The organism is Streptomyces sp. NPDC002838 (assembly GCF_040295365.1).
Taxonomy (GTDB): Bacteria; Actinomycetota; Actinomycetes; order Streptomycetales; family Streptomycetaceae; genus Streptomyces.
Window position 1 is genome coordinate 171486 of record NZ_JBEOVF010000013.1, and the last position, 12911, is coordinate 184396.

Below are 12911 nucleotides of genomic sequence, written 5' to 3' on the forward strand. Positions count from 1 at the left end.
GTGACCGTACGCGGTCCGGCCGTCCGTTCCCGCGGGCGTCAACGGCTGGACGGGGAAAGGTGAGTTCGGGGATCACGCGAGCGACACTGGGAACGTCGGCGATCCTCTGGCCCAGGCTCTGCGGAAGCCAGGCACGTTCGGCGATCGGTTTGGCCTTGTGCTTGACCTTGGTCTTGCCCTTCTTGTGCTTGACGGTGGTCTGGTGAACGTTCTGGTCGGCGGAGACCACGACGGGCGTGGCGGCATAGCGCTCGGTACTGATCGTGCCGCGCAGACCCGTCTCGAGCAGGGTGCCGCAGGCGGTGACGAGGGCAGCCGCGCACATCAGAGCGAGAAAAGCGCCGAGAAAACCGGCCTTGCGGGCCCGGACCGCCCGGAAGGCATAGCGCAGCATCATGAGGTCTCGGTCTCTCTTCCGTTGTGTGCGGGGGCCGGGAAGGCGAGCAGGCGGGTGAGTACGGTGCGTGCGCCGGGCGGGGTTTCGGCTTCGGGGCGCTTGTAGCGGTTGAGCAGCGCCACGTACTCCTCGAAGAACACCCGGAGTTCGGGCAGCGTCAGCCGGAGAGTGCCACGCGAGTAGGCGAAGGCGTCCGCCCAGGGCCCGGTCTCCGTCGTAGCGCGTTGCAGCTGCTCGAAGAGCTCCAGGTCGGCGGCGTACGCGTGGTGGTTGACCTCGTCCATGACCTGCCGCAGCTCGGCGCTCTGGCGGCTGCGCGGCGGAAAGCGCCGGTCACCGGGGATGGCCCGCCACCAGCGCTCCCGGCCGTGCCCGGACACTTCGCCGATCTCCTCCACGAAGCCGTGCCGTGCGAGTTCCCGCAGGTGGTAGCTGGTGGAGCCGGTGTTCAGACCCAGCGCACGGGCGAGCGTGGCGGAGGTCGCGGGCCCGTTCAGCGTCAGGTGCTGGAACATGCGCTGCCTGCGCGGATGCGCGAGCGCCTTCAGCGTGGCCAGGTCGGAGAGCTCGACAGGAGCGTGCGGCTCCTGGGCGGAGGTGGGCGGTTGTTGGGAGGAGGTGTGGGTGGAGACGGGGTGCTCTGTCGCGGCGGCGCGCGCGGCCGAGGAGCGCCCTGCCTCGGCGGGAGCCTGTGCACCGGGTTCCTGTGGCATGCGTACACAGTCGTCTGTGCACAGGTCTCCGTGCATTGCGGTGCCCCGGCATCTTCAGCAGGGGGTTAGCCCCACCATGGCGCTGGGCGACCGGCGGGGTACGGGCGGACGAGCGGACGTGCCCCGCAGCGTGGCCCGGCTCCCGAACGCGATGGGCGCCCCCGCGCGTCCACCGTGTCCGGGCCGCCGAGCCACGTGGTCATCTCGTCGTGCCGAGCTCTCGTCCCCGAAGCGTTGTGCAGAGCGCCTCCGCCCCCGAAGTACTCCGTCAGAACCCCTCGTCCCCGAGGAACTCCGTGTCCTCGCCCTCCTCCTCCAGCGCCTGCCGGACCACCCGCAGAGCCATGCCCTCGGGATAGCCCTTGCGAGCGAGCATCCCCGCGAGGCGGCGCAGCCGCTTGTCGCGGTCCAGGCCGCGGGTGGAGCGCAGCTTGCGGGCGACGAGCTCGCGCGCGGTCGCCTCCTCCTGCTCGGAGTCGAGCTGGGCGACGGCCGCGTCGATCAGCGTGGAGTCGACGCCCTTGGTCCGCAGCTCCTGGGCGAGTGCGCGCCGGGCCAGTCCCCTGCCGTGGTGCCGGGACTCCACCCAGGCGTCCGCGAACGCGCTGTCGTTGATCAGGCCGACCTCCTCGAACCGCGACAGCACCTCCTCGGCGGCGTCATCCGGGATCTCCCGCTTGCGCAGGGCGTCAGCGAGTTGTTTCCGCGTGCGCGGGGTCCCGGTGAGCAGGCGCAGACAGATCGCCCGTGCCTGCTCCACCGGGTCCCCTGGAGGCTCCCCCTGCCCAGCCCTCGACGAAGAGGAGGCGCCTCCGTCCTCACCGGACGGCTCCGTGCACCCGCGCCGACGGCGTCCGCGTGCGCCGCCCGCGCCACGGGTCCCGCCACCCCGGCGCGAGCCGCCGGCCTGCGCATCGGCGGCGAACGCCGAGCCGTCGTCCGGCCCGCCGTCCAGCCACTGTCCGCCGCCCGGCTCGTCGCCGTACGACCCGCCCCTGCCGTACGACGCCCCGCGGTTGCGAGCCCTGTCGGTGCCGTCGGCCTTGTCATCGCCGCTCATCCCGGCGTTCGCGGAGATCCCGTCGCCTCCCCTGCCCCGCTCACGCGGAGCGTCCGGGTAGGCGTACTCGGCCCAGTCGGTTCGCCACGCTTTTGAATCAGGCACGGTACGGATCAGCCCTTGACCGCCGCGGCCTTGGTCTTGGCCGCCTTGGCCGCCGGAGCGGCCACCGCCTTCGCGGCATCGTCCGCGGCGGCGGAGACCGCGGCGTCCGCGCCCGGCTCGACGGCCGGCTGCTCCGGCCGGACCCCGACGCCCAGCTTCTCCTTGATCTTCTTCTCGATCTCGTTGGCGAGGTCGGGGTTGTCCTTCAGGAAGTTGCGCGCGTTCTCCTTGCCCTGGCCGAGCTGGTCGCCCTCGTACGTGTACCAGGCGCCGGCCTTGCGGACGAAGCCGTGCTCCACGCCCATGTCGATCAGGCCGCCCTCGCGGCTGATGCCGTGGCCGTAGAGGATGTCGAACTCGGCCTGCTTGAAGGGCGGCGCGACCTTGTTCTTGACGACCTTGACGCGGGTGCGGTTGCCGACCGCGTCGGTGCCGTCCTTCAGCGTCTCGATGCGTCGGATGTCGAGTCGCACGGAGGCGTAGAACTTCAGGGCCCGGCCACCGGTCGTGGTCTCCGGGGAGCCGAACATCACGCCGATCTTCTCGCGGAGCTGGTTGATGAAGATCGCGGTGGTCTTGGACTGGTTGAGCGCGCTGGTGATCTTCCGCAGGGCCTGGCTCATCAGGCGGGCCTGCAGACCGACGTGGCTGTCGCCCATCTCGCCCTCGATCTCCGCGCGCGGGACCAGCGCGGCGACGGAGTCGATGACGATGAGGTCGAGGGCGCCGGAGCGGACCAGCATGTCCACGATCTCCAGAGCCTGCTCGCCGTTGTCCGGCTGGGACAGGATCAGGTTGTCGATGTCGACGCCGAGCTTCTGCGCGTACTCGGGGTCGAGGGCGTGCTCCGCGTCCACGAACGCGACCTGGCCGCCGGCCTTCTGCGCGTTCGCCACCGCGTGCAGGGTCAGGGTCGTCTTACCCGAGGACTCGGGGCCGTAGACCTCGATGACGCGGCCGCGCGGCAGGCCGCCGACGCCGAGGGCCACGTCGAGCGCGGTCGACCCGGTCGGGATGACCTCGATGGGCTCCTTCGAGCGGTCGCCCATGCGCATGACCGCGCCCTTGCCGAATTGCCGTTCAATCTGTGCGAGCGCGGCGTCCAGGGCCTTCTCGCGGTCGGTTCCTGCCATGGGTTCCACCCGATTTGCTTGAGTCGATCGCTTCACGTCAAAGACGCTAACGCCTGCCACTGACAATGCGCCCCGACGCTCGTCCGGCCTGTGGATAACTGGGGTACTTCTCCATCAAAACCGTGTCGAAATCCCCGCCGAGGTCCTCGCCGGAGCCTCCATGAGAATGGATGTTCGATTTTCGTGTCAAGCGCACCACGTGGCACCTCCGAGACTACGTTGCCCCGTGTCACGTAGGGCCAGGCGTGACATCGTGGTGCCATGGCCATCGAGGTTCGCCCGGCTTCGGTCTTCGAGGATGTCCGTACCGTGCTCGGCCCGAAGTCACCCGGGGCAAACGTCTGCTGGTGCCTGAGCTACCGGATCCCGTCCAAGCTCAACAACGAGCTGCGCGGGCCGGCCCGAGGTGAGTACGTCGCCGAGCTGTGCCGTGCGGAACCCCCTCCTGGGGTGCTCGCCTACGACGGCGACGAGCCGGTCGGCTGGGCCGCCGTGGCGCCGCGCTCGGACACGTCCTTCGCGCGCAACCGTAAGATCCCGCACGTCGACGACCTGCCGGTCTGGTCGCTGTGGTGCATCCGCGTACGCCCCGGCCATCGGAAGAGGGGAATCTCGCACGCCCTCATCGCCGGCGCGGTCGAGTTCGCCCGCGCCCACGGAGCACCGGCGATCGAGGCGTATCCCCTCGACAACGGTGACGCCAAGGTCGACCTGACGATGGCGTACGCCGGGCTCCGCAAGAACTTCGAACGCGCCGGGTTCGTCCACGCCGCCGACACCACCTCGGTGCTGGCCGGTCATCCCCGGATCCTGATGCGGCTCGACCTGCGCTGACAGATCAGCCCTCGGCCGCCTCCCGCCCGGCTGCTTCCCCTCAGGAGGAGCCGTCGGCGGAGTCCTGTACCCCCGGCCGCCGGGTCCACAGCCCACGCGCGCGTGTGAGTAGTCCGGCCCCTGCCCCTTTCCGGTGTCCGTGGACGCGGGGATCGTCCGTGACGTCGTACCGCCTCACATACGCGCCGAGGAAGGCCTGCAGCGTGGCCACCGCCGGAATGGCGATCAGCGCACCGACGGCGCCCAGGAGGGCGGTGCCCGCGACGACCGAGCCGAAGGCGACCGCGGGGTGGATGTCGACGGTCTTCGAGGTCAGCTTGGGCTGCAGCACGTAGTTCTCGAACTGCTGGTAGAGCACGACGAAGATCAGCACCCACAGCGCGAACCAGGGATCGACGGTGAAGGCGATCAACATCGGCAGGGCGCCCGCGAGGTAGGTGCCGATGGTGGGGATGAACTGCGAGACCAGCCCCACCCACACGGCAAGCACGGGCGCGTACGGCACCTCCAGGAACTCCAGCAGGATGTAGTGCGCGACTCCGGAGATGAGTGCCATCAGACCGCGCGAGTAGATGTAACCGCCGGTCTTGTTCACGGCGATCTCCCACGCCCGCAGCACTTCGGCCTGCTTGGCGGGCGGCAGGACGGAGCAGAGCGCGCGGCGCAGCCGTGGGCCGTCCGCGGCGAAGTAGAACGAGAACAGGGTGATCATCAGCAGCTGGAAGAGTCCCCCGAGGACCTGGGCGGACACGTCCAGGACGCCGGTGGCGCTGTTCTGCACGTAGTTGCGCAGCCAGTCGGAGCGGAGCAGGCCCTCCTGGACGTCCACCCGTTTCAGATCGCTGTGGAAGTGAGTGTTGATCCAGTTGATGACGGAGTCGAGGTAGGCCGGGAAGTCCTCGACGATCTTGATGATCTGGCCCGCGAGCATGGAGCCGAGCAGCGTGACGAAGCCCGCCGCCGCGATGATCACGCCGAGAAAGACAACGGCGGTGGCCAGGCCTCTGCGCAGGCCGCGCGAGGCCATCCAGCTCACCGCGGGTTCGATGGCCAGGGCCAGGAAGAACGCGATGAGAATGTTGATCAACAGGCCGGTGAGCTGGTGGAAGGCCCAACTGCCCAGTTGGAACACGGCGAAGAGGGCGAGCGCGAGCACCATGGCGCGCGGCAGCCAGCGCGGCATGCGGGCGTTCCGCCCGCCGGCGTCGTCGGCCGGGGGCCGGGGGGGCGGCGTCGTACCGAACGGGGATGCGTGCTGGGCGGCCTGTCCGGCCTCGTCAGTGGGTGCCACAGTGCAAGTTTCACCCACCTGGCCGACAATCGGCCGCGGTCCTGCGATCTTCGTCACCCATCAGTGCTTTTCCCTCGGAACGTTCATGACTGTGCAGACCACACGCCACACGTCCTTCGCATCCCAGCCGGCGTCCAGCGCCTCGTGCACCGTGCGCCCGCCGAGCTCCGACATCACGTGGTCGCGCGCGAAGGTGTCGGCGGAGCCCGGACCGAAGTAGTCCGCCATCCGCTCCCAGAAGACCGTCAACCGCATGACTCCAGTATCCCGCCCCTGAGGGTGGGCCTGAGCCGGGACCGCTTGCCAAGACCGCTTTCCGCCCTACGGTCTGACGCATGGCCGAAACAGGAGCTTCCCCACTCCCCCCGACGCCCCCGGCGCACTCCCCGCTCGCACGCGCCGAGCACTTCGTCTGGCTCACCGCGCGGGTACTGGAGCAGCGCCTCTTCGCGTACCACTTCCTGAACGGGAGCCCCGACCCGGTGGAGACGGCGCTGGACGCCTACCGCAACGAGGACGGTGGGTACGGCCACGCGCTGGAACCCGACCTGCGCGGCCCGGTCAGCCAGCCGCTGCACACCGGTCACGCCCTGCGGGTGCTGGACGCCGTCGGACGCTGCGGCGGACAGCGCGTGGAGCGCGTATGCCGGTATCTGACCTCGGTCTCCACACCGGACGGCGCGCTCCCGGCGATCCATCCCAGCCAGCGCGGCTACCCGGCGGCCCCCTTCATCCCGATCATGGATGACCCGCCGAGCGAACTCCTCGCCACCGGACCGGTGGTCGGCCTCCTGCACCGCAACGAGGTGTGGCACGCCTGGCTGTTCAGGGCCACGGACTTCTGCTGGCACGCGGTCGAGTCCCTGCGACAGTCCCACCCGTACGAGATCCAGGCCGCCGTGGCCTTCCTGGACTCCGTTCCCGACCGCCCGCGCGCGGAGGCCGTCGCCGACCGCCTGGGCCGTCTGGTGCGCGAGCACCGGCTCGCGGCCCTGGAACCGGACCGCCTCGACGCCTACCCCGTCGCCACGGGATACGCCCCCGGCGAGCACCACTTCCCGCACGACTACGCGAGGACGCCGGGCTCCCTCGCGCGCGCGTGGTTCACGGACGACGAAATGACCCGCTCCCTGGACTTCCTCGCAGGCCAGCAGCAGGACGACGGCGGCTGGCCGATCCTCTGGCACCAGTGGGCTCCGGGCACCGCTCTGGAGGCCCGCCCCATGGTGACGATCGAGGCACTGCGCACCCTGAGGGCCTACGGCCGCGCCCTGACCTGACGCGCCACCCGCGCACCTCGTCACCGAACCTCGGTCGGCAGCTCACCCACCCACCGCCCGCACCCCCACCGAACCCGCACGGGCCGCCGCAGGCACCCGCACTCCCAGCGAACCGCCGAAGGCCCCCACAGGCGCCCGCCCCAACCGCCGGAGGCAGAGGCATTGTCAGTGCCCGGGTGCAGGATGGACGCATGGCCAGCTCCACACACCGAGCCCTCGAAGCGTTCTCCCCCGCGACCCGCGGCTGGTTCACGGGGGCCTTCTCCGCGCCCACCGCAGCCCAGGCAGGCGCCTGGCAGGCCATCGCAGAGGGCTCGGACGTCCTGGTGGTGGCCCCCACCGGCTCCGGCAAGACCCTGGCCGCCTTCCTGGCCGCCTTGGACCAGCTCGCCTCGACACCCCCACCGGCCGACCCCAAGAAGCGCTGCCGCGTCCTGTACGTCTCCCCGCTCAAGGCCCTCGCCGTAGACGTGGAGCGCAACCTCCGCAGCCCCCTGACCGGCATCCGCCAGGAATCCGTACGCCTGGGCCTGCCCGAACCGGAGGTCAAGGTGGGCATCCGCTCCGGCGACACCCCCGCCGCGGAGCGCCGCGCCCTGTCCACCCGCCCCCCGGACATCCTGATCACCACCCCGGAGTCCCTGTTCCTGATGCTGACGTCGGCCACACGCGACGCGCTGACCGGCATCGACACGGTGATCCTGGACGAAGTGCACGCAGTCGCCGGCACCAAGCGCGGCGCCCACCTCGCCCTCTCCCTGGAGCGCCTGGACGAGATCCTCCCCAAGCCTGCCCGCCGCATCGGCCTGTCGGCCACGGTCCGCCCGGTCGACGAGGTCGCCCGCTACCTCTCCCCCCGCCGCAAGGTGGAGATCGTCCAGCCGAAGTCCGGCAAGGAGTTCGACCTCTCCGTCGTCGTCCCGGTCGAGGACCTGGGCGAACTGGGCGGCTCTCCGGTGGCCGACGCCACCGACGGCGCGGAACGCCCGTCGATCTGGCCGCACGTCGAGGAGCGGATCACCGACCTGGTCCAGGCCCACCGCTCGACGATCGTGTTCGCCAACTCCCGCCGCCTCGCGGAGCGCCTCTGCAACCGCCTGAACGAGATCGCGTACGAACGAGCCACCGGCGAGCCCCTGGACGAACACCACGCCCCCGCCGATCTCATGGGCGGCTCGGGCGCGGCCCAGGGCGCACCTCCGGTCATCGCCCGCGCCCACCACGGCTCGGTGTCGAAGGAACAACGCGCCCTCGTCGAAGAAGACCTCAAGGCGGGCCGCCTCCCCGCCGTGGTCGCCACCTCCAGCCTCGAACTCGGCATCGACATGGGCGCGGTGGACCTCGTCGTCCAGGTCGAGTCCCCGCCCTCCGTGGCCTCCGGCCTCCAGCGCGTCGGCCGCGCGGGACACCAGGTCGGAGCCGTCTCCACCGGAGTGGTCTTCCCGAAGTACCGCGGTGACCTGGTGCAGGCGGCAGTCGTCACCGAGCGCATGCGCACCGGCGCCATCGAGTCCCTGAAGGTCCCCGCGAACCCCCTGGACGTCCTGGCGCAGCAAGTTGTCGCCATGACGGCGATGGACACCTGGCAGCTGGACGACCTGCTCGCCATGGTCCGCCGAGCCGCCCCCTTCGCCTCGCTCCCCGAGTCCGCCTTCACGGCGGTCCTCGACATGCTCGCCGGCCGCTACCCGTCCGACGCCTTCGCGGAACTACGCCCCCGCGTGGTCTGGGACCGCGTCGCCGGCACGATCACCGGCCGCCCCGGCGCGCAGCGCCTCGCCGTCACCTCCGGCGGCACGATCCCCGACCGCGGTCTCTTCGGGGTCTTCCTCGCCGGTTCCGACCCCAAGAAGGGCGGCGGCCGGGTGGGCGAACTCGACGAGGAGATGGTCTACGAGTCCCGAGTCGGCGATGTCTTCACCCTCGGCACCAGCTCCTGGCGCATCGAGGACATCACGCGCGACCGCGTCCTGGTCTCCCCCGCCCCGGGCGTCCCGGGCAGGCTCCCCTTCTGGAAGGGCGACCAACTGGGCCGCCCGCTCGAACTGGGCCGCGCGGTGGGCGCGTTCCTGCGCGAGGTCGGATCCCTCACCAAGGAGGACGCCCGCCTGCGCCTCCTCGCGGCGGGCCTGGACGCCTGGGCCGCGGACAATGTCCTGTCCTACCTCGACGAGCAGCGCGAGGCCTGCGGCCACGTCCCGGACGACCGCACGATCGTCGTGGAGCGCTTCCGCGACGAACTGGGCGACTGGCGGGTCGTCGTACACTCCCCCTTCGGCGCCCAGGTGCACGCCCCCTGGGCTCTGGCGCTCGGCGCCAAGCTCTCCGAGCGGTACGGCATGGACGCCCAGGTCATGCACGCCGACGACGGCATCGTCCTACGGCTGCCAGACGCCGACCTGATGGGCCTGGACCTGCTCGACCAGGAACCGACAAAGCTCGGCACGGAGTACGACGCGGACCAAGCCCCCGTCGGCGCGGCGGACGTCGTCTTCGACAAGGGCGAGGTCGACCAGGTCGTCACCGACCAGGTCGGCAGCTCGGCCCTCTTCGCGTCCCGCTTCCGCGAGTGCGCCGCCCGCGCGCTGCTGCTGCCGCGCCGCAACCCCGGCAAGCGCACCCCGCTGTGGCAGCAGCGTCAGCGTGCCTCCCAACTCCTCCAGGTGGCCAGCGAGTTCGGCTCGTTCCCGATCGTCCTGGAGGCGGTCCGCGAGTGCCTCCAAGACGTCTTCGACGTGCCCGGCCTGGTCGAGCTGATGGGCGACCTGGAGTCCCGCAAGGTGCGCCTGGTCGAGGTCACCACCCCCGAGCCCTCCCCCTTCGCCCGCTCCCTCCTCTTCGGGTACGTCGCCCAGTTCCTGTACGAGGGGGACTCACCGCTCGCCGAGCGCCGCGCCGCCGCCCTCTCCCTGGACTCGCGGCTGCTGTCCGAGCTGCTCGGCCAGGCGGAGCTGCGCGAACTGCTCGACGCCGAGGTACTGACCGAGCTGGAGCAGGAGCTCCAGTGGCTCACCGAGGACCGCCGCGTCAAGGACGCCGAAGGCGTAGCCGACCTGCTGCGGCTGCTCGGCCCGCTCACCGCCGCCGAGCTGGCCGAGCGGGGCGCCGAGCCGCAGTGGGCCCAGGAGCTGGCCTCCGCCCGCCGTGCGATCCGGGTCCGCATCGCCGGCACCGACCACTGGGCGGCGATCGAGGACGCGGGCCGCCTGCGCGACGCGCTCGGCACGGCGCTGCCCGTCGGCGTCCCCGAAGCCTTCATGGAGCCTGTCAAGGACCCCCTCGGCGACCTCCTCGCGCGCTATGCCCGCACCCACGGCCCGTTCACCTCGGCCACGGCGGCCGCCCGCTTCGGCCTGGGCGTGGCGGTCACCGACGGCGCCCTCCAGCGGCTCGCGGCGACGGGCAGGGCCGTACAGGGCGAGTTCCATCCGGCCGGGATCGGCCAGGAGTGGTGTGACGCGGCCGTGCTCCGCCGCCTCCGCCGCCGCTCCCTCGCCGCCCTGCGGCACGAACTGGAGCCGGTGCCACCGCCCGCGCTCGCCCAGTTCCTCCCCCAGTGGCAGCACATCGGCAAGGGGCACGGACTGCGTGGCATCGACGGACTGGTGCGGGCCGTCGAGCAGCTGCAGGGCGCATCCGTGCCCGCGTCCGCCCTGGAGAAGCTCGTCCTGCCGTCCCGCGTCGCGAACTACACCCCGGCGATGCTAGACGAGCTCACCGCGGCCGGCGAGATCGTGTGGGCCGGCGCAGGGGCGCTCCCCGGCAAGGACGGCTGGGTCTCCCTGTACGTGGCGGACGCGGCCCCCCTGCTGCTGCCCCCTCACCACCCCCTCGAGCTGACGGCGCTCCACCAGTCCGTCCTGGACACCCTCTCCGGGGGCTACGGCCTGTTCTTCCGCCAGATCGCCGACCAGGTCCGCGCCACCACCCACCCCGACGTCACCGATCCCCAACTGGCCGACGCCGTCTGGGACCTGGCCTGGTCCGGGCGGCTCACGAACGACACCCTCGCGCCCATGCGCTCCCTCCTCGGCTCGGGCCGCACCGCCGGTTCCACCGCCCACCGCGCCAAGCGCACGATCCCGCGCGGACGCTACGGCTCCCTCACGGCCGCCGCCCGCCCCGCCTCCCGCACCGGCCCGCCGACCGTCGCCGGCCGCTGGTCCCTGCTCCCGGAGCAGGAAGCGGACCCCACCGTGCGCGCCCACGCGCTGGCCCGCGTCCTGCTCGACCGGCACGGCGTGGTGACCCGGGGAGCCGTCTCCGCGGAGGGCGTCGAAGGCGGCTTCTCGGCGACGTACCGCGTCCTGTCCGCCTTCGAGGACAGCGGCCAGGCACGACGCGGCTATGTGGTCGAGGGCCTCGGCGCCGCCCAGTTCGCGATGGACGGCGCGGTCGACCGCCTCCGCGCGGTGGCGAACGCCCGCGACCGGGGCGAGGCGCTGCCTGCCCCGCCCCGGAGCGACGGCACACCGGACGCTTTCGGCTCACCCGCGGCCTCGTCGCCGTACGACTTCGGCCCCTCCACGGACTGGCCACCGAACGACGTCGACCCACCCACGACCTCGGCACCGTACGACGTCGGCTCACCCGACGCCCTCACAGCCGACGGGTCGGACCCGTCCGACGGCCACGCCGACGAGACCACCCCCGGCATCGACGACGACTGGCCCCCCTTCTCCACCCCCACTACGCGGAGCGAATGGACCTCACCCCGCGACTTCGCCCAGCCCCAGCCGACCGGCCCCGGCGGCTCGCCATACGACCCCACCTTCGCCGGACGCCGTTCCCGCCCCGCACCCGACTCCCGAGCCGTCGTCCTCGCCGCCGCCGACCCCGCGAACGCGTACGGCGCGGCCCTCCCCTGGCCGGAGCCCCCGACCGGCGCCGGCCACAAGCCGGGCCGCAAGGCCGGCTCCCTGGTGGTTCTCGTCGACGGCGAGCTGACGCTCTACATGGAGCGGGGCGGCAAGACCCTGCTGGCCTGGCCCTCGGCCCCGGAGGGCACGGCCACCGACGACCCACGCCTGCAAGCGGCGGCGGAGGCCCTGGCCACAGCCGCCAAGGCCGGCTCCCTCGGCACGGTCACGGTGGAGCGCGTCAACGGCACCTCGGCCCTCACCTCCCCCATCGGCACCCTCCTGGAAGGAGCGGGCTTCATCGCGACACCTCGCGGACTGCGGCTGCGGGCGTGACCGCCCCGACGTCACCCCCGCCCGTGGCATGCCACCCTTGACCCATGCCCGAAGGAGACACGGTCTGGCAGGCCGCGAGGCGCCTGCACGGCGCCCTCGCGGGCAAGGTGCTGACCCGAAGCGACTTCCGGGTGCCCCGGTACGCCACGGCCGACCTCACGGGCCGCACCGTCCTGGACGTGATTCCGCGCGGCAAGCACCTCCTCACCCGCTTCGAGGGCGGCCTGACCCTCCACTCGCACCTGCGGATGGACGGCTCCTGGAAGGTGTACGCCCATCACCAGCGGTGGACCGGCGGCCCGACCCACCAGATCCGCGCGATCCTCGCCACCGCCGACCGCACGGCCGTCGGCTACCGCCTGCCCGTACTCGAACTCCTGCGCACCACCGAAGAACACCGCGCCGTCGGCCACCTCGGCCCCGACCTCCTGGGCCCGGACTGGGACCCCGACCGGGCCCTGGCCAACCTTCTCGCCGACCCCGCACGCCCCCTCGGTGAGGCCCTGCTCGACCAGCGCAACCTCGCCGGCATCGGCAATGTCTACAAGAGCGAGCTCTGCTTCCTCCTCGGCGCCACCCCATGGCTGCCCGTCGGCGCCCTCCCCGCCGACCGCGCGGCACAGCTGCCCGCGCTCGCCAAGAAGCTCCTGGAAACCAACCGCGACCGCCCGATCCGCAGTACGACGGGCCGCCGAGGCCAGGACCTGTTCGTGTACGGCCGCGCACCCCGCCCCTGCCTGCGCTGCCACACGCGCGTCCGCGCGTCCGATCAGGGCGACGGCTCCCGCGAGCGACCCACGTACTGGTGCCCGAACTGCCAGAAGGGCCCGGCACCACACACAGCCCCGCCCCACAGAACCCCACGCCGCACGACCGGTTGACCGCAGATCGCCAAGCCGCGCA

General features: G+C 71.9%; 9 protein-coding genes. 4 read left to right on the forward strand and 5 right to left on the reverse strand.

Translation table 11 applies throughout. From position 1 onward, the window contains the following. Window positions 1-393: 393 nt before the first annotated feature. The 3 genes from ABT063_RS19365 to recA all read right to left on the reverse strand — a co-directional run bounded on the left by ABT063_RS19365 (window position 394) and on the right by recA (window position 3408). Window positions 394-1110 (reverse strand): helix-turn-helix domain-containing protein, encoded by a 717-nt coding sequence (locus ABT063_RS19365; protein WP_351058569.1) that lies wholly within the window; start codon window positions 1108-1110, stop codon window positions 394-396. Window positions 1111-1378: 268 nt separating this feature from the next. Beyond that, window positions 1379-2275, reverse strand: a complete 897-nt coding sequence (gene recX / locus ABT063_RS19370; protein ID WP_351058570.1) for a recombination regulator RecX — start codon at window positions 2273-2275, stop codon at window positions 1379-1381. Window positions 2276-2283: 8 nt separating this feature from the next. Further along, the gene (gene recA, locus ABT063_RS19375; protein ID WP_351058571.1) at window positions 2284-3408 is read right to left on the reverse strand and encodes a recombinase RecA; all 1125 of its coding nucleotides are present in this window, start codon (window positions 3406-3408) and stop codon (window positions 2284-2286) included. A 261-nt stretch (window positions 3409-3669) separates the two neighbouring features. Here recA and ABT063_RS19380 point away from each other — a divergent pair, with 261 nt between their 5' ends. Then, a complete protein-coding gene (locus ABT063_RS19380) occupies window positions 3670-4242 on the forward strand; it encodes a GNAT family N-acetyltransferase (RefSeq protein WP_351058572.1) in 573 nt (190 codons plus the stop codon). A 40-nt stretch (window positions 4243-4282) separates the two neighbouring features. Here the strand turns inward: ABT063_RS19380 and ABT063_RS19385 are convergent, their stop codons facing one another. Further along, window positions 4283-5533: an AI-2E family transporter gene (locus ABT063_RS19385; protein WP_351058573.1), complete on the reverse strand. Its 1251-nt coding sequence runs from the start codon at window positions 5531-5533 to the stop codon at window positions 4283-4285. Window positions 5534-5593: 60 nt separating this feature from the next. Next, complete coding sequence (locus tag ABT063_RS19390; protein ID WP_351058574.1) at window positions 5594-5788, reverse strand: DUF3046 domain-containing protein; 195 nt, start codon at window positions 5786-5788, stop codon at window positions 5594-5596. A gap of 80 nt (window positions 5789-5868) precedes the next feature. Between ABT063_RS19390 and ABT063_RS19395 the strand changes: the two genes are divergently transcribed. From ABT063_RS19395 to ABT063_RS19405, 3 genes are all read left to right on the forward strand, one after another. Continuing rightward, window positions 5869-6813: a hypothetical protein gene (locus tag ABT063_RS19395; protein ID WP_351058575.1), complete on the forward strand. Its 945-nt coding sequence runs from the start codon at window positions 5869-5871 to the stop codon at window positions 6811-6813. A 191-nt stretch (window positions 6814-7004) separates the two neighbouring features. Then, window positions 7005-12008: an ATP-dependent helicase gene (locus tag ABT063_RS19400; RefSeq protein ID WP_351058576.1), complete on the forward strand. Its 5004-nt coding sequence runs from the start codon at window positions 7005-7007 to the stop codon at window positions 12006-12008. A 44-nt stretch (window positions 12009-12052) separates the two neighbouring features. Next, on the forward strand, window positions 12053-12889 hold the full coding sequence (locus tag ABT063_RS19405) for an Fpg/Nei family DNA glycosylase (protein WP_351058577.1): 837 nt from the start codon (window positions 12053-12055) through the stop codon (window positions 12887-12889). The last annotated feature ends 22 nt before the right edge of the window (window positions 12890-12911 follow it).